This is a genomic window from Stutzerimonas kunmingensis, assembly GCF_900114065.1.
In the GTDB taxonomy this organism is placed as follows: Bacteria; Pseudomonadota; Gammaproteobacteria; order Pseudomonadales; family Pseudomonadaceae; genus Stutzerimonas; species Stutzerimonas kunmingensis.
The window spans coordinates 76,018-92,118 of sequence record NZ_FORS01000010.1 but is presented as its reverse complement, the minus strand read 5'-3'; the positions used below and the strand labels follow the sequence as shown (position 1 = coordinate 92,118).

Genomic DNA, 16,101 nt, shown 5'->3' with positions numbered 1-16,101 from the left:
CTCAGCGGTCGTTATGCCCCAACGAGCGCTGCGGGTCGATGCGATCACGCACGCGCTGCTTGAGCTCCTTCGCCTCGGGAAAACCGCCGTCGAGCTTGCGCTCCCAGATCTGCACGCCATCGCAGCTGATATGGAAGGTTCCGCCTGTGGCGGGCACCAGACACACGCGGCCCAGGTCATCGGCAAAGGTCGACAGCAGCTCCTGTGCGAGCCAGGCAGCACGCAGCAGCCACTGACACTGGGTGCAATACGTAATGACGATTTCCGGTTTGCTTGCGGTCATTCAGGACAGCTCCGAAGGGAGATACGGCAGCCTATAATAGCCGCCTCTCCACCCTTCCCCGGTTCAGCCATGCTCCGCCTGTTCGTTTCCCTGCTGATGCTGTTAACCCTGCCGCCGCTGTTCGCCGAGCCGGCTCAGCCGAAGACCGGGCTCGTCCTGTCTGGCGGTGCGGCGCGCGGGCTGGCTCATGTCGGCGTGCTCAAGGCGCTGGAAGAGCAAGGCGTACGCATCGACGCCATCGCCGGCACCAGCATGGGCGCGGTCGTCGGCGGGTTATACGCAGCAGGCTACAGCGTTGCCGAACTCGAGCGCCTGGCATTGACCCTCGACTGGCAGCAAGTGCTGTCCGACGATCCGCCGCGCCAGGACATCCCCTACCGCCGCAAGCAGGACGACCGTGATTTCCTCATCAAGCAGAAGCTCAGCTTCCGCGACGACGGCAGCCTCGGCCTGCCGCTGGGCGTGATTCAAGGGCAGAACCTCGCGCTGCTGCTCGAGCGCCTGCTGGTGCACGCCAGCGACACCCGCGACTTCGACCAGCTGCCGATCCCCTTCCGTGCGGTGGCCACGGATATTGCCAACGATGAAAAGGTGGTCTTTCGCAGCGGCCACCTGCCCCAGGTGATTCGCGCCAGCATGTCGATTCCGGCCGTGTTCGCACCGGTGGAGCTGGACGGCCGCCTGCTGGTGGATGGCGGCATGGTCGACAACATCCCGATGGACGTGGCACGCGACATGGGCGTCGACCGCCTGATCGTGGTGGACATCGGCACGCCGCTCAAGCCGCGCAAGGAATTGCTGACAGTAGTCGACGTGCTCAACCAGACCACCACCATGATGACCCGCCGCAACTCCGAAGCGCAGCTGGCCACCCTGCAGTCGCAGGACCTTCTGATCCAGCCGCCGTTGGCCGCTTACGGCTCCACCGACTTCGCCCGCGCCGAACAGCTGGTCGATGCCGGCTACCGTGCCACGTTGGCTCTGGAGGGACGTCTTGCCGAAATGCGCATCACCACCGGTGGCAATCCGGCACTGAGCCTTGCGCGCTCCAGCGACCCGCGAACACCAGTCATCACCGCTATTAGGGTGGAGAACGACTCGAAGGTCAGCGATGCGGTGATCCGCCGGCATGTCCGCCAGCCACTCGGTGAACCGCTGGATCTGGAGGACCTGCAGAAGGACATGGGCACCCTCTATGGCCTGGACTATTTCGAGCGCGTGGAATATCGCGTTCAACGCGGCAAGCTCGGCAATACGTTGGTCATCAACGCCCGCGAGAAGCGCACCGGCACCGATTACCTGCGACTGGGCCTGAGCCTGTCCGACGACTTCCGCGGCGACAGCGTATTCAACCTCGGTGCGAGTTATCGGAAGAACGGCATCAACGAACTGGGTGCCGAGTGGCTTACCCGCCTGCAGCTGGGTGATCGGCAGGAACTCTACAGCGAGTTCTACCAGCCACTGGATGCCGGCTCGCGCTGGTTCGTCGCGCCGAATCTGTTCGTCGAAGCGCAGAACGTCGAGTCCATTCTCGACAACGATCCGATTGCCGAGTACCGCCTGCAACGCTACGGCTACGGTTTCAATCTCGGCAGGCAGATCGCCAACAATGGCGAGATCCGCTTTGGAATCGGCCAGGCCTGGGGTGAGGCCGATGTGCGAATCGGCGAACAGGATCTACCCGACTTCAGCTTTACCGAGGGCTACTACGAGCTGCAGTACTCGTTCGACACTCTCGACAACATCGACTTTCCCCGCGAAGGCGAGGATATCCGCCTGACCATGCGTCAGTACGACCCCAGCCTGAGTTCGGACCAGCGTTACCGACAGTGGCACCTCAAGCTGGACAAGGCACTCAGTCACGGTGCCAACACCTGGGTGCTTGGTGGGCGCTACGGTCGCACGCTGGACGACGCGGAAGTGGTGACGTCGAGCTTTCTGCTTGGCGGCGCGCGTCAGCTGTCGGGCTTCCGTCAGGATGCCCTGGCCGGCCAGAACGTCAGCCTGGCGCGCATGGTGTACTACCGTCGCGTGACGCCGCGAGCGTTTCAGCCGCTGGACTTCCCGCTCTATCTCGGTGGATCACTGGAGCGCGGTCGCGCCTGGAATGCCGACAACGCCTTCGACAGCGGCTATATCAACGCCGCGAGCATCTTTCTCGGCTACGACACGCCACTGGGGCCACTGAACTTCGGCTACGGCTTCAATGACGAGGAGGAACAAGCGCTGTACATGAATCTGGGGCGCAGCTTCTAGCCGGCGTGCCCGGCCTGGATCAGCGCCGGTCGAGATTGGCCAGGATCCGTGCATGCACCTGCTGGCACTTGCGCAGATCTTCCTCGTCGATCCCGGCAAAGGCTTCCTGACGCACCTGTGTGGAAATCGCCTCGATCTTCTCGATCAGCGGCCGTGCCGGCGCACCCAGGGAAATACGTTTGGCCCGGCGATCCTCTGCAGACGCCTTGCGATGCACCAGCCCCTGCGCTTCGAGACTATCGAGCAAGCGGGCCAGCGTCGGCCCTTCAACGGCAACGCTTTGGGCCAGCTCGCGCTGGGTGGGTTCGTGATCGAAACGGGCTAGGTGCAACAGCACCAGCCAGCGCGCCTGCGAGAGTCCGAGATCAGCCAGGCGTCGATCCAGTTCAGCGCGCCAGCCACGAGAAAGTTGCGCCAATTGCATGGCAAAGCGATGTTGCTCGGCGTACATGTACGGCCATTCCTGCAAAAACTAATTATTAGTGAGCTAACCACAGCTCTGGAAAGCAGGCAAGACGACCTTCGAACCCTGATCGAGCGACAGAAGTCGTAATGATGGCACGGTGGAAGTTATAGCCCGGCAGGCGCCCGCCGGCGCAGCCGCTTCAAGCCGAGCCACAGGATGCACCCGGTTACAATTCGAACTCGACCTGCAGCGCGGCACGCACGCAATAAAGCACCTGTTCGGGTACTCGTCCGGCGAACTGCTCGGCCACGGCGCTTACCGGCGGCAGCTCGCCCTCGCCGTCGAGAAAGGCCTCCTGGATTTCCCCAAGCAGGTCCTCGGGCAGGTCCAGCGCCTGTTCCAGGCTCAACTGTTGCAGACCGATGGCCTCGGCGAGCATTGCGTAAACATTCTTCTCACTGCAGTCGAGCTGACGCGCGATCTGCGCAGGCGTCATGCCGGCGCGCGCCAGTGTGATCAACTCGTGTCGCAGATCGGCAGGTGACTTCGCCACTTCGACGCTGCCTTGCAGGACCTCCAGGAAGGCCTGGCCGTAGCGCTCCAGCTTGCGCGCGCCGACACCACTGATGGTGGCCATGTCCGACAGCGAGGCCGGCTGGCTGCGCAGCATTTCCAGCAACGTGGCATCCGGGAAGATCACATACGGCGGCACACCGTGTTCTTCGGCCAGCTTGCGGCGCAAGGTGCGCAGCGCTTCCCAGGTTTCCCGCTCCTCGCTGCGCACCAACTGGCTGGCGGCACTGGCTGCCGGCTTCGGCGCCTTGCTGGTCAGATCGCGGCGAAGTTCCAGGCTAACCTCTCCACGCAGCAATGGCCGACAGCTGTCGCTCAGACGCAACCCGCCGAAACCCTCGAGGTCGACGTCTGCCAGGCCGCGCGCCACCAACTGGCGGAACAGCGAACGCCATTCGGCCTCGGCCAGCGCCTTGCCCATACCGAACACCGACAAATGCTGATGGCCCAGACCACGGACCTTGTCGTTGTCCCGTCCGAGGAGGATGTCCACCAGATGGCCGACACCGTAACGCTGGCCGCTGCGGTAGATCGCCGATAGCGCCTGCCGAGCGGGCTCGGTGGCATTCCAGGTCTGCACGCCATCGACGCAGTTGTCGCAATGACCACAGGGGTTGGGCAGCTCCTCATCGAAATACGCGAGCAGCGCCTGGCGCCGGCAGCGGGTTTCCTCGCAAAGCGCCAGCATGGCATCGAGCTTGTGCTGCTCGACCCGCTTGTGCCGCTCATCACCCTCGGAGTTGTTGAGCATCTGTTTGAGGAAGATCACATCCTGCAGGCCATAGGCCATCCAGGCATCGGCAGGCAACCCGTCGCGCCCTGCCCGTCCGGTTTCCTGATAGTACGCTTCCAGCGACTTGGGCAGATCGAGGTGGGCGACGAAGCGCACGTTGGGCTTGTCGATCCCCATGCCGAAAGCGATGGTTGCGACCATGATCAAGCCTTCCTCGTTGAGGAAGCGCTTCTGGTGATAGGCGCGCAGCTCGTTGGGCAGGCCCGCGTGGTAAGGCAACGCCGGAAAGCCCTGCTCGCTGAGGAACGCGGCCAGGTCATCGACTTTCTTGCGCGACATGCAATAGACGATGCCGGCATCGCCGCGGCGTTCGGCGAGAAAACCCAGCAGCTGCTTGCGCGGCTGCTCCTTGGGCACGATGCGATAGAAGATGTTCGGTCGGTCGAAACTGGAGAGAAACCGTTCGGCGTTTTCCAGATGCAGACGCTGAACGATTTCTTCCCGCGTCCGCTTGTCCGCCGTAGCGGTCAGCGCGATACGTGGCACACCGGGAAACAGCTCGGCCAACTGGCCCAGCTGCATGTACTCGGGACGGAAATCATGCCCCCACTGGGACACGCAATGGGCTTCGTCGATGGCAAACACCGCAATCTCGAGCCGCTGCAGAAACGCCAGCATACGTGGCTGAACCAGGCGCTCAGGCGCGAGATAGAGCATCTTGATCTCGTTGCGCCGAATGCGCTCGGCAATGTCGCGCTGCTCATCGGCGCTCAGCGTCGAGTTGAGCGCAACGGCCGAGACACCCAGCTCTTCGAGTGTCGCGACCTGGTCGTCCATCAGCGCGATCAGCGGGGACACCACCACTGCCAGTCCTTCGCGCAAGAGCGCCGGAACCTGGTAGCACAGGGATTTGCCGCCGCCGGTCGGCATCAGTACCAGCGCATCGCCGCCACTGCCGACACGCTCGATGATCGCGCCCTGGTTGCCACGAAACGCGTCGTAGCCGAAAACGTCTTTTAGGATGCGCTGTGCCTGGTCGAGCATGCCGGTCTCCGAAACAAGGCGCGCAGTATACGCGAGCGAACCGTCGAGTTCAGGATCGCGCGGCCAATACGGACGAGGCGTCATCCGAAGGCACGAGTAGCCTGCGCCCCGCGCCTCGTCTAGAATCCGGGTTGTCTTCCAGCCCCCAAGGTAGTTCCCGATGTCATTCGCCGAGCAACTCGCCCGCCTGCAAGTCTTTCTTGATGCAGATGATCTGCACGAGGAAGCACTGGATTACATCGCCGCCCATGGCTACCTGACAGCGCTGTGTATCTGCTCCGAACAGGTGCCCGAGCGTGAGTGGATCGACGCACTGTTCTCCGAACCCCCCAAGTACAAGGACGACACCGAGCGCGAAGCCATCGAGGCGACGCTGGTTCAGCTCAAGGCACACATTGCCCGTCAACTGGCCAGTGACGAGGACATGGAACTGCCGTGCGACCTGGACCTGGGTGAGGAGCCGGACGAATCCGATCTGCGCGGTTGGTGCATCGGCTTCATGGAAGGCGTGTTCATGCGCGAGGCGGTCTGGTTCGAGGACTCCGAAGAGGAAGTCAGCGAGCTGCTGCTGCCGATCATGGTCGGTTCGGGCCTGTTCGACGAGCAACCGGAATTCGCCGATATCGCCGACAACCCTGAGCTGGTCGACGAAATGGTGGCGCAGATCCCCGAGCTGCTGACGGCCCTGTATCTGATCTGCCACGCTCCCGAGGAAAAACCGGCCCTGCTCAAGCCGCGCCGCCACTGACCGGCTGCAACGAGGCCAAGCGCCAAGGTGGGCGTCACGCCCGCCAGCGACGATGCGACCGGAACCCAGTCCCGGCGCGTCGCCCTACTGCCGGACCTGTCCCGCTGGCTGGCACCACAGGAGGGAAAGGCTTTGTTCTGCACATCTCGATGCCCATCGCGAATACCTGACGACGCTGACGTGAACCAGCCGAGCACAGGCCGCAGCAAATCGAAAAAGCGGGCTGACTAGCACCATGGCCCATCGCGATATCCGGCAGCATCGCAACCCTCTGATCCGATCGATCCTGCTCGGCGTCGGCTGGCTGGCCGTTGTGCTGGGCGTCGTCGGCATCTTCCTGCCCGTCCTGCCGACCACGCCATTCCTGCTGCTGGCCGCGGCCTGCTTCGTACGTAGCTCGCAACGTTTCTATGACTGGCTGGTAGGCCACCCACGGCTCGGCCCGTGGTTCCATGACTACCTGGAAGGGAACGGTATTCCGCTCAAGGGCAAGGTGTACGCCATTGCTACCATGTGGATCAGCATCGGCATATCCTGCTGGCTGGTGCCACTGGTCTGGGCCCGCATCGGGATGCTGCTGAGCGCGACGCTCGTGACGCTCTACATCCTCAGGCAGAAGACATTGGTCAGCAACGACACTGGTGTCAGATAAATCAGCTCCGCACGGCCGTAGCGCTTTCGCTCGCTAACTTCTAGGTGTCGGCATGATTACGCCGATATACCTCCCTCCCCATCGCATCGATCTGCCCCTCGATCAAGGCGTCGAATGGACGGAGCAACTCATCGAATCGGCTGGGACTTTCCAGTAGGTCAAGTGCCGTAACGATTGCCTCGATGGTCGACAACACGCCGGGCATCGGCGCCTTGCGCAAGCGATAGCGGGAGCTCAGCCCCTGGGGCAGCGCAACGCGCGGCAACCCAGCCAGCCATGGATTGACGTGCAGAATCTTTCGCGCCTTCCGCCAGGTGCCATCCGGCACAATCAGGCGCAAGGGCTGGGCGGCATCGGCCAGACTCCCTAGCGGTATGGCATCTTCGCCGGGAAATAACAGGTAGCTCGGCCGTGCGGCATCGCAATCGTCCTCGAAGCGCTCGCCCACCCGCAGTTCTGCATTGCGCAGCCCCAACGCGGCCAGGCGCGCCGTATTGAGCGCATGATTCGCTTCACTAGAATGCTGGAGGATGAGCACCTGGGTAAGGCTATCCAGCGCAGGTATCAGCGCGCAAAGGCACAGGGAAGACGGGCGCTGGCAGCGTGAGCATCGTGGACGGGACATGGTTCACCTCGGCGGCGGAGTCTGCCATAACGGCCACTGCTCTGCAGAGCGACTATGCTTGCGACGTCCCCGCATGAGGAGCAGGCATGATCACCGTCCACCATTTGAACCACTCCCGCTCGCACCGCGTCCTGTGGCTGCTGGAAGAACTGGAACTGCTTTACGAGCTGAAGCGTTACCCGCGCGATCCGAAGACCATGCTCGCGCCAGCAGAGCTGAAAGCCGTACACCCACTGGGCAAGTCTCCGGTGATCACCGACGACGACCTGACGCTGGCCGAATCGGCAGCCATCCTCGAATACCTGCTGGAACGCTATGGCAACGGACGCCTGATGCCGCAGAGTGGCACTCCAGAATACCGTCGTTTTCGCTACTGGATGCACTACGCGGAAGGCTCTGCGATGCCCCCACTGCTACTGCGGCTGGTATTCGACCGCGTCGCCAATGGGCCGATGCCGTTCTTTGTTCGCCCCATCGCACGCGCAATCGCCAAGGGCGCTAACAGCGCCTTCATCGGGCCACAACTGAAGACCCATCTCGACTACATGGAAGCGGAACTGGAGAAGGCCGACTGGTTTGCAGGCAACACGTTCAGCGCAGCGGATATACAGATGAGCTTCCCGCTGGAAGCTGCCCATGCCAGAGCCGGCCTGGACGAGAGTCGCCCACGCCTGATGGATTTTTTGCAGCGGATACAGCAGCGGCCCGCTTACAAACGAGCCGTGGAGCGCGGAGGACCCGCCTTGCCCACCGCGTAGACGCCACCAAACTCAGCGGCGACGGTGATCCTGCTCGCGCGGGGCACGTACCGGTATAGGTTGCATACGAGGCGGTTCGATCAAACCAAGAGCGACCGCCAACTTCCAGAACATCTCGTTGAGCCTTGCTTTCATGGTCACACCCTCCTGCGAAATAACGGGCTACATCGGAGCCATGCGGGCTTCGTGGACAGCATAATTCAACTTTGGCTCCGGCGCTCGTGCCCTTTGCAAGCGCAATCCCCGAATGGAGCGCCGCTTTGTTACGGCGCTTTACAACTGCGACCGAGGCGGCGCTGAGGCGTTCAAACGAATTCGCCGCCGGTCTTCAGTTGCGATCGGCCTTGCGTCGATAAGGGAACACATCGATCACCTTGCCGCTGCTAATGGCGTCCTGCAGCCCTTTCCAGTAACCAGCATCGTAGAGCTCGCCATGCAAGCTGGCGAAAAGCCGGCGCTGACCATGGTCGGCGAACAGAAAGCGCGGGAATTCCTCTGGAAACACATCGTTCGGCCCCACCGAATACCAGGGCTCGGACGCCATTTCATCCTCGGGATAGCGCGGCGGCGGAATATGGCGGAAATTCACTTCGGTCAGAAAGCTGATCTCGTCATAGTCGTAGAACACCACCCGACCATGGCGAGTGACGCCGAAGTTCTTCAGCAGCATGTCGCCGGGAAAGATATTCGCCGCCGCCAACTGTTTGATCGCCAGCCCGTAGTCTTCCAGCACCTCGCGCACCTGCTCGTCGCTGGCATGCTCGAGGTAGAGATTCAGGGGCGTCATGCGGCGCTCGGTCCAGCAGTGGCGCACCAGTACGGTATCGTCCTGCACCTCGACCGTTGACGGCGCCACCTCAAGCAGTTCGGCCAGACATTCCGGATCGAATTTCGCCTTGGGGAAACGGAAATCTGCGAACTCCTGGGTGTCGGCCATGCGCCCTACCCGATCGACGCTCTTCACCAGCCGATACTTCTCGATCACCGTGGCTCGGTTGACGCTCTTGATCGGCGAGAAGCGGTCCTTGATCAGCTTGAACACCGTATTGAAGCCTGGCAGCGTGAACACCGTCATCACCATGCCGCGAACGCCGGGCGCCATGACGAAGCGGTCGTCAGTATTGGCCAGGTGATCGATCAGCGCACGATAGAACTCCGACTTACCGTGCTTGTAGAAGCCGATCGAGGTGTACAGCTCGGCGATGTGCTTGCCGGGCAGGATGCGCTTGAGGAAGCCGACAAACTCCGCCGGAATCGGCACCTCAACCATGAAATACGAGCGGGTGAAGGAGAAGATGATCGACACCTCCGCCTCGTCGGTAATCAGCGCGTCGGCAATGATGCCTTCACCCTCGCGGTGCAGTAGTGGGATGACCAGCGGCCACTGTTCGTCGCGGGTGAAGATCCGCCCAAGCAGGTATGCCCCCTTGTTGCGGTAGAGCACCGAGACGAACAGCTCCACGGTCAGCTCCGGATCCTTGCAGACCCAGTCGGGCAGGGTCTCGTGCAATTGCGCCTGCAGGCGCCGCTGGTCTCCTGGCAAGTCGCAGTAGGGCACGGCGAATGCGTAATCGCCAAGGATCTGTTCGAGCATCCCGCTCAAGTCGCCGTTGGGCTGGTAGGTACGGGTTTGCGCCAGCCGTTCATGAGCACGCACCGCCGGTCGCGTGGTATGGATGAACATGGTGCCGTCGCTGATGCAGTCATGGCTGAACAGCCCACAGAAGATGGAGTTGTACCAGGTCTCCGACAGCTCGTCGTCGAAGCGTGGGTTGATCAACTCGATGTAGGCACTTTTGATCTGCGGCCAGGCCTCGACCTGAAGCAGGTCGGCGTGATCGAAACCGGCCAGCAGGCCACGCCGGGTTTCACCAACCTTCTCTTCGTAGAGGTTGATCCGCGCCGCCGATGCGCGCTGCGCTTCCTGCCATTGCGCCTGCTCGAAGCGCGCCCGCGCGCCTTCGGTGATCAGGCGAAAGTGCTCTCGGTAGTCGTCGAAGCCCAGGAGGATCTGCCGAGCGATTTCAGCGGCCAGTTTCTGCTGCACCATGATGCACCCACTGCAGGACATGAACGTCCGCCGAGCTTAGCAGCACGCAGTTTGAAAGTCGGTTTCGGATTGCCAGTTGGTTAATGAGCGACAACACTTGCAGCTCCCTCCCGGTGGAGCCGCCTCATGCGCCCGCTCGACATGTTCCGCCTGCTTGCTCTCGCCGCCATCTGGGGCGCAAGTTTTCTTTTTCTACGCATCATTGCCCCAGTGCTCGGCACCTTTCCCACGGCGTTCTTTCGTGTGCTGCTGGCAACCGCAGGGCTGCTGGTCATCCTGCTGTTGCTGCGCACGCGCTGGGATTTCCGCGGCAAGCTGGGGTTGTGCCTGGTGCTGGGCGTGATCAATTCCGGCTTGCCGTTCGCACTGTATTCGGTGGCCGCGCAGCTGGTGCCGGCTGGCTATTCGGCAATCTTCAATGCCACCACGCCGATGATGGGCGTACTGATCGGCGCCCTGTTCTTCGCCGAGGAGTTGACGCTCGCCAAGATTATCGGCGTTTTCAGCGGGCTCGGAGGCGTGGCATTGCTGATGCGAATCGGGCCGGTGCCATTCGACACGGAGCTGCTGCTCGGCGCACTGGCATGCCTGGGCGCCACCGCCTGTTATGGCTTCGGCGGCTTTCTCACCCGCCGCTGGATCAACCAGGGCGAAGGCCTGGACAGCGAGGTGGTCGCATTCGGTAGCCAGCTCGGTGCGACACTGTGCCTGTTGCCATTGTTCGGACTGTCGTTGCTGAATGCGCCGCCGGTGAACTGGGGCGATTCGACGGTCTGGCTGAGTCTGCTGGGTCTGGGGCTGGTCTGTACGGCGTTCGCCTACATCCTCTACTTCCGCTTGCTAGCGGATATCGGACCGGTCAAGACACTGACGGTAACCTTCCTGATCCCACCATTTGGCGTGTTGTGGGGCGTTATTTTTCTTGATGAGCCACTTTCCTGGGCTTACGTCCAGGGAGGTGCGCTGATCGCGCTCGCGCTGTGGTTGATTCTGCGCCAGGCGCCAACCACACGGCCAACGGCGCAGTTGCGACGCAGCTGAATTGCTCAGCTGCGTCGCACCGCATCACTGCACCAGTTCCTGCTCGCTGAACATGTCGGTGAACAGCATGCTGGATAGGTAGCGCTCGCCGGAATCCGGCAGGATCACCACGATGTTCTTGCCCTGCATCTCTGGACGCTCAGCCAGACGGACCGCCGCAGCCATCGCTGCGCCGCAGGAAATGCCGCAAAGAATGCCCTCTTCGCGCATCAGCCGCAGCGCCATCTGCTTGGCCTCCTCGTCGTCGACGAGTTCGACCTGATCGACCATGGACAGGTCGAGGTTCTTAGGCACGAAGCCTGCGCCGATCCCCTGAATCTTGTGCGGGCTGGGCTTGACCTCGTCACCCGCCAGGGTCTGGCTGATAACCGGCGAGCTGGTCGGCTCCACGGCAACGCTGAGGATCTGCTTGCCCTTGGTGTTCTTGATATAGCGCGAAACACCGGTAATGGTGCCGCCCGTTCCGACGCCGGCCACCAGCACATCGATGCTGCCGTCGGTGTCGTTCCAGATTTCCGGGCCAGTGGTCTTTTCATGGATCGCCGGGTTGGACGGGTTCTCGAACTGCTGCGGCATGTAGTACTGCTCGGGATTCGAAGCCGCGATTTCGGCGGCCTTCTCGATCGCGCCCTTCATGCCCTTCGCCGGCTCGGTAAGTACCAGTTCGGCACCAAGAGCTTTCAGCACCTTGCGCCGCTCAAGGCTCATGGAAGCCGGCATCGTAAGCATCAGTTTGTAGCCGCGCGCCGCGGCAACAAAGGCCAGTCCGATCCCGGTATTGCCCGAGGTTGGCTCGACCAGCGTCATGCCGGGCTTTATCCGGCCGCTGTCTTCGGCATCCCAGATCATCCCGGCACCGATTCGGCACTTGACGGAGTAGGCCGGGTTCCGGCCTTCGATCTTGGCCATGATGCTGACGCCCTTGGGACCAAGGCGGTTGATCATGACCAACGGGGTGTTGCCGATGGAGCGTGCGTTGTCTGCGAATATGCGACTCATGGGAATGCCCTGTCCGAGGTGTACCAGACCAATCAGCCTATGCGCAGTCCAGGCGTCAGTCCAGCCGAACTCACGGCGGAAACCTGGGGTCCATCGTCAACACGCCCACATCCCCGGAATGCCATGACCCGTCGCCTGCTTCCCCTGTGGATTCTTCTCGCACTTGGCCTGCTGCTGATCGTGCTGCACCTCGCCCTGCCCCATCTGGTGCGTAATTATCTGAACGAAAAGATGGCCGACATGGGCGACTATCAGGGCCATGTCGAAGACGTCGATCTGGCTTGGTGGCGCGGGGCTTATCGCGTCGAAGGGCTGCTGATCGAGAAGAAGGACAAGCGCGTACAGGCGCCGCTGTTGAAGGCGCCAGGTATTGATATCGCCATCAGCTGGGACGCAATCCTGCGGCACCGCGAGATCGTCGGTGAGGTGATCTTCGAACAACCGCACCTGAACTTCGTCGATGGCGGCGACAGCGGCGATTCACAAAGCGGTAAAGGAGTCGATTGGCGCGACCAGCTCGATGCCCTGATACCGATCACGCTGAACGAGATTCGCGTTGTCGATGGACAGCTGTCCTTTCGCAACTTCTCTTCCGACCCACAGGTGCACGTCTACGCCAGCGACATCCAGGCCAGCCTGTATAACCTGACCAACACCGATGATGCCGATGGCACCCGCACGGCAGCGTTCGAGGGCACCGGCAAGCTGTTCGACCAGGCGCCGATCGAGGCGACGGCCAGCTTCGACCCATTTACCGACTGGGAGGACTTCGAGGTCAATCTGCGCGTCACCGAGGTACCGCTAAAGCAGCTGAACGACCTCAGTCGCGCCTATGCCAACTTCGATTTCGCCGGCGGAACGGGTGATCTCGTCCTCGAAGTGCAGGCCACCGACAGTCAGCTCGACGGCTACATCAAGCCGTTGCTGCGCAACGTGGATATCTTCGATTACGAACAGGACGTGGCAAACGAGGACAAGGGCTTCTTCCGCGGCCTCTGGGAGGCCGTGGTCGGCGGCGGGCAGGAGGTACTTGAGAACCAGAGCAAGGATCAGTTCGCGACCCGTGTCGAGCTGTCCGGCACCACCCGCAAAACCGACGTGAGCCCATTCCAGGCCTTCGTCGCGATACTACGCAACGCCTTCGTCGAAGCCTTCTCGGCTCGATTCGAACGATCCCCGAGCGAGGACGAGTGACCAAGCAGCGTCACCAGAAGCGCACGTGCAGCCATTCAGTGACTGAATGATGCTCTCGCGTTCACACTCACGCGAGCTTCCCTTATAGTCCCCTCCTGACTACAACGAGCGCCTGCGTGCCAGGCCCGCCGAAGGAATCCGCAATGAAATTCGAAGGCACCCAGTCCTACGTCGCCACCGACGACCTGAAACTCGCGGTCAACGCCGCCATCACCCTGCAGCGCCCGTTGCTGGTCAAGGGTGAACCCGGCACCGGCAAGACCATGCTGGCCGAGCAGCTGGCCGAATCCTTCGGCGCCAAACTCATCACCTGGCACATCAAATCCACTACCAAGGCGCATCAGGGCCTCTACGAATACGATGCGGTGAGCCGCCTGCGCGACTCCCAGCTGGGCGTGGACAAGGTCCATGACGTCCGCAACTACATCAAGAAAGGCAAGCTGTGGGAGGCCTTCGAGAGCGAGGAGCGGGTCATCCTGCTGATCGACGAAATCGACAAGGCCGACATCGAGTTCCCCAACGACTTGTTGCAGGAGCTCGACAAGATGGAGTTCTACGTCTACGAGACCAACGAAACCATCAAGGCGACCCAACGGCCGATCATCATCATCACCTCGAACAACGAGAAGGAGCTGCCTGACGCCTTCCTCCGCCGTTGCTTCTTCCACTACATCGCCTTCCCGGACCGGGAAACGCTGCAGCGCATCGTCGATGTGCACTACCCCGACATCAAGAAGGATCTGGTCAGCGAGGCGCTGGACGTGTTCTTCGACGTGCGCAAGGTGCCAGGGCTGAAGAAGAAGCCCTCGACCTCAGAGCTGGTCGACTGGCTGAAGCTGCTGATGGCCGACAACATCGGCGAGGCAGTGCTGCGCGAGCGCGACCCGACCCGCGCCATCCCGCCGCTGGCTGGTGCTCTGGTGAAGAACGAGCAGGACGTGATGCTGCTGGAGCGTCTAGCCTTCATGAGTCGACGCGCTAACAGCCGCTGATCGGTGCCGGCTTCGGTGGCGCCGGTCGCGCACTCACTGGAGGACCAAACCATGCAAACGCATACCGGTAGTTGCCTGTGCGGCGTCGTGCGCTATCGCATCGACGCCCCCATCGACGAGCTGACCCACTGCCACTGCAAGATGTGCCGCAAGGCCCATGGCGCCGCCTTCGCCAGCTACGCCAGCGTGCCACTGGACGCCCTGCACTTCATGTCAGGCAAGGATCAGCTGGGCGTTTACCACTCCTCCGAACATGTGACGCGCACCTTCTGCATCCGCTGCGGCTCCAATCTGCTGTTCGTCGACAACCGCGAGCATGAGGTCGGCGTCGCTGCCGGGACCCTCGATTCACCGCTGCCGGCACCGCCGCAATCGCACATCTTCGTCGACTCCAAGGCGGCGTGGTACGAGATTCACGACGCACTGCCCCAACACAACGGCGACAGCCCCCGCTGAGCGCCCCGAACATTGCGCACTATCCACGGTGCGTCAGAGGTTTTCTGCCATGCTGCTTGGCCTGTTCAATGAGATGCGCGCTGCCAAGGTGCCGGTATCGGTGCGCGAACTGCTGGACCTGATCGATGCGCTCAAGCACCGCGTCGTATTCGCCGACATGGACGAGTTCTATTTCCTGGCACGCACGGTTATGGTCAAGGACGAGCGCCACTTCGACAAGTTCGACCGGGCCTTCGGTGCCTATTTCAAAGGTTTGGAAAATCTCGATCAGCATCTCGAGGCGCTGATCCCCGAAGACTGGCTGCGCAAGGAATTCGAGCGCAGCCTGACGGACGAGGAACGAGCGCAGATCCAGTCCCTAGGCGGCCTGGACAAGTTGATCGAAGAGTTCAAGAAGCGTCTCGAGGAACAGAAGGAACGCCACGCCGGCGGCAACAAGTGGATCGGCACCGGCGGCACCAGCCCCTTCGGTTCCGGCGGCTACAACCCCGAAGGCATCCGCATTGGCGATGCCGGCAAGCGCCAGGGCAAGGCGGTGAAGGTCTGGGACCAGCGCGAGTACAAGAACCTCGACGACCAGGTCGAGCTCGGTACGCGCAACATCAAGATCGCCCTGCGCCGCCTGCGCAAGTTCGCCCGCCAGGGCGCGGCGGACGAGCTGGATATCGACGGCACCATCGACCATACCGCGCGAGATGCCGGCCTGCTCAACATCCAGATGCGCCCGGAACGGCGCAACGCGGTGAAGCTGCTGATCCTGTTCGACATCGGCGGTTCGATGGACGCCCACGTGAAGGTCTGCGAAGAGCTGTTCTCGGCCTGCAAGACCGAGTTCAAGCACCTCGAGTACTTTTACTTCCACAACTTCATTTACGAGTCGGTGTGGAAGAACAATTTCCGCCGCACCTCGGAACGCACGTCGACCCTGGACGTGCTGCACAAGTACGGCGCGGACTACAAGGTGGTGTTCGTCGGCGACGCGGCGATGGCACCCTATGAGGTCACCCAGCCGGGCGGTAGCGTCGAGCACTGGAACGAGGAAGCCGGCTACGTCTGGATGCAGCGCTTCATGGAGAAGTACAAGAAGCTCATCTGGATCAACCCCTACCCAAAAGACACCTGGGGCTACACCACGTCCACCGGCATCATCCGCGAGCTGGTGGAGGACCGCATGTATCCGCTGACGCTGAGCGGGCTCGAAGACGGGATGAAGTTTCTGGCGAAGTGAGTTGATCCGTCCGTTCGCCAGCCACTACCTGAGCCGCGAATAGCCCAGGCAATCGGCAGTGCA

At 62.0% G+C, this 16,101-nt stretch carries 16 protein-coding genes; 9 read left to right on the top strand and 7 right to left on the bottom strand.

From position 1 onward, the window contains the following. Window position 1 precedes the first annotated feature (1 nt). On the bottom strand, window positions 2-283 hold the full coding sequence (locus tag BM275_RS19210) for an Rdx family protein (RefSeq protein WP_003300657.1): 282 nt from the start codon (window positions 281-283) through the stop codon (window positions 2-4). A gap of 69 nt (window positions 284-352) precedes the next feature. Here BM275_RS19210 and BM275_RS19205 point away from each other — a divergent pair, with 69 nt between their 5' ends. Beyond that, entirely contained in the window at window positions 353-2,539 is a 2,187-nt protein-coding gene (locus BM275_RS19205) for a patatin-like phospholipase family protein (protein WP_090523016.1), read from the top strand. A gap of 19 nt (window positions 2,540-2,558) precedes the next feature. Here the strand turns inward: BM275_RS19205 and BM275_RS19200 are convergent, their stop codons facing one another. Both BM275_RS19200 and recQ read right to left on the bottom strand, forming a co-directional pair. Then, entirely contained in the window at window positions 2,559-2,990 is a 432-nt protein-coding gene (locus BM275_RS19200) for a MarR family transcriptional regulator (protein WP_014820763.1), read from the bottom strand. Between the two features lie 181 nt (window positions 2,991-3,171). Then, window positions 3,172-5,295 carry a DNA helicase RecQ gene (gene recQ / locus BM275_RS19195; protein ID WP_090523013.1) on the bottom strand — a complete coding sequence of 708 codons (2,124 nt, stop codon included), beginning with the start codon at window positions 5,293-5,295 and terminating at the stop codon, window positions 3,172-3,174. 160 nt (window positions 5,296-5,455) lie between these two features. Between recQ and BM275_RS19190 the strand changes: the two genes are divergently transcribed. Together BM275_RS19190 and BM275_RS19185 are read left to right on the top strand one after the other, a co-directional pair. Beyond that, on the top strand, window positions 5,456-6,043 hold the full coding sequence (locus tag BM275_RS19190) for a UPF0149 family protein (RefSeq protein WP_090523011.1): 588 nt from the start codon (window positions 5,456-5,458) through the stop codon (window positions 6,041-6,043). Between the two features lie 235 nt (window positions 6,044-6,278). After that, window positions 6,279-6,695 (top strand): YbaN family protein, encoded by a 417-nt coding sequence (locus BM275_RS19185; protein WP_090523009.1) that lies wholly within the window; start codon window positions 6,279-6,281, stop codon window positions 6,693-6,695. 40 nt (window positions 6,696-6,735) lie between these two features. Here BM275_RS19185 and BM275_RS19180 read toward each other — a convergent pair whose 3' ends face one another. After that, the gene (locus BM275_RS19180; protein ID WP_090523007.1) at window positions 6,736-7,320 is read right to left on the bottom strand and encodes a tRNA-uridine aminocarboxypropyltransferase; all 585 of its coding nucleotides are present in this window, start codon (window positions 7,318-7,320) and stop codon (window positions 6,736-6,738) included. 86 nt (window positions 7,321-7,406) lie between these two features. On the opposite strand from BM275_RS19180, the gene BM275_RS19175 reads away from it, so the two are divergent. Beyond that, entirely contained in the window at window positions 7,407-8,078 is a 672-nt protein-coding gene (locus tag BM275_RS19175) for a glutathione S-transferase (RefSeq protein ID WP_090523005.1), read from the top strand. 12 nt (window positions 8,079-8,090) lie between these two features. Here the strand turns inward: BM275_RS19175 and BM275_RS22590 are convergent, their stop codons facing one another. Then, window positions 8,091-8,213 (bottom strand): PA1414 family protein, encoded by a 123-nt coding sequence (locus BM275_RS22590; RefSeq protein ID WP_260466202.1) that lies wholly within the window; start codon window positions 8,211-8,213, stop codon window positions 8,091-8,093. 193 nt (window positions 8,214-8,406) lie between these two features. After that, the gene (gene aceK / locus BM275_RS19170; RefSeq protein WP_090523003.1) at window positions 8,407-10,128 is read right to left on the bottom strand and encodes a bifunctional isocitrate dehydrogenase kinase/phosphatase; all 1,722 of its coding nucleotides are present in this window, start codon (window positions 10,126-10,128) and stop codon (window positions 8,407-8,409) included. A gap of 126 nt (window positions 10,129-10,254) precedes the next feature. Between aceK and BM275_RS19165 the strand changes: the two genes are divergently transcribed. Continuing rightward, a complete protein-coding gene (locus BM275_RS19165; protein WP_090523001.1) occupies window positions 10,255-11,169 on the top strand; it encodes a DMT family transporter in 915 nt (304 codons plus the stop codon). 24 nt (window positions 11,170-11,193) lie between these two features. Here BM275_RS19165 and cysK read toward each other — a convergent pair whose 3' ends face one another. Then, window positions 11,194-12,168: a cysteine synthase A gene (gene cysK, locus BM275_RS19160; RefSeq protein WP_014820772.1), complete on the bottom strand. Its 975-nt coding sequence runs from the start codon at window positions 12,166-12,168 to the stop codon at window positions 11,194-11,196. A 123-nt stretch (window positions 12,169-12,291) separates the two neighbouring features. Between cysK and BM275_RS19155 the strand changes: the two genes are divergently transcribed. The 4 genes from BM275_RS19155 (at window position 12,292) to BM275_RS19140 (ending at window position 16,038) form a co-directional block, all read left to right on the top strand. Continuing rightward, window positions 12,292-13,362 (top strand): DUF748 domain-containing protein, encoded by a 1,071-nt coding sequence (locus tag BM275_RS19155; RefSeq protein ID WP_090522999.1) that lies wholly within the window; start codon window positions 12,292-12,294, stop codon window positions 13,360-13,362. Between the two features lie 143 nt (window positions 13,363-13,505). After that, entirely contained in the window at window positions 13,506-14,354 is an 849-nt protein-coding gene (locus BM275_RS19150; protein WP_023445108.1) for an AAA family ATPase, read from the top strand. A gap of 51 nt (window positions 14,355-14,405) precedes the next feature. Continuing rightward, window positions 14,406-14,810, top strand: a complete 405-nt coding sequence (locus BM275_RS19145; RefSeq protein ID WP_014820775.1) for a GFA family protein — start codon at window positions 14,406-14,408, stop codon at window positions 14,808-14,810. Window positions 14,811-14,859: 49 nt separating this feature from the next. Then, window positions 14,860-16,038 carry a vWA domain-containing protein gene (locus BM275_RS19140; RefSeq protein ID WP_014820776.1) on the top strand — a complete coding sequence of 393 codons (1,179 nt, stop codon included), beginning with the start codon at window positions 14,860-14,862 and terminating at the stop codon, window positions 16,036-16,038. Window positions 16,039-16,101 lie beyond the last annotated feature (63 nt).

Excerpts from the sequence above, each read along its gene's own strand:
- BM275_RS19210 (WP_003300657.1), bottom strand. The coding sequence starts at position 283 with ATGACCGCAAGCAAACCGGAAATCGTCATTACGTATTGCACCCAGTGT.
- BM275_RS19205 (WP_090523016.1), top strand. The coding sequence starts at position 353 with ATGCTCCGCCTGTTCGTTTCCCTGCTGATGCTGTTAACCCTGCCGCCG.
- BM275_RS19200 (WP_014820763.1), bottom strand. The coding sequence starts at position 2,990 with ATGTACGCCGAGCAACATCGCTTTGCCATGCAATTGGCGCAACTTTCT.
- recQ (WP_090523013.1), bottom strand. The coding sequence starts at position 5,295 with ATGCTCGACCAGGCACAGCGCATCCTAAAAGACGTTTTCGGCTACGAC.
- BM275_RS19190 (WP_090523011.1), top strand. The coding sequence starts at position 5,456 with ATGTCATTCGCCGAGCAACTCGCCCGCCTGCAAGTCTTTCTTGATGCA.
- BM275_RS19185 (WP_090523009.1), top strand. The coding sequence starts at position 6,279 with ATGGCCCATCGCGATATCCGGCAGCATCGCAACCCTCTGATCCGATCG.
- BM275_RS19180 (WP_090523007.1), bottom strand. The coding sequence starts at position 7,320 with ATGTCCCGTCCACGATGCTCACGCTGCCAGCGCCCGTCTTCCCTGTGC.
- BM275_RS19175 (WP_090523005.1), top strand. The coding sequence starts at position 7,407 with ATGATCACCGTCCACCATTTGAACCACTCCCGCTCGCACCGCGTCCTG.
- BM275_RS22590 (WP_260466202.1), bottom strand. The coding sequence starts at position 8,213 with ATGAAAGCAAGGCTCAACGAGATGTTCTGGAAGTTGGCGGTCGCTCTT.
- aceK (WP_090523003.1), bottom strand. The coding sequence starts at position 10,128 with ATGGTGCAGCAGAAACTGGCCGCTGAAATCGCTCGGCAGATCCTCCTG.
- BM275_RS19165 (WP_090523001.1), top strand. The coding sequence starts at position 10,255 with ATGCGCCCGCTCGACATGTTCCGCCTGCTTGCTCTCGCCGCCATCTGG.
- cysK (WP_014820772.1), bottom strand. The coding sequence starts at position 12,168 with ATGAGTCGCATATTCGCAGACAACGCACGCTCCATCGGCAACACCCCG.
- BM275_RS19155 (WP_090522999.1), top strand. The coding sequence starts at position 12,292 with ATGACCCGTCGCCTGCTTCCCCTGTGGATTCTTCTCGCACTTGGCCTG.
- BM275_RS19150 (WP_023445108.1), top strand. The coding sequence starts at position 13,506 with ATGAAATTCGAAGGCACCCAGTCCTACGTCGCCACCGACGACCTGAAA.
- BM275_RS19145 (WP_014820775.1), top strand. The coding sequence starts at position 14,406 with ATGCAAACGCATACCGGTAGTTGCCTGTGCGGCGTCGTGCGCTATCGC.
- BM275_RS19140 (WP_014820776.1), top strand. The coding sequence starts at position 14,860 with ATGCTGCTTGGCCTGTTCAATGAGATGCGCGCTGCCAAGGTGCCGGTA.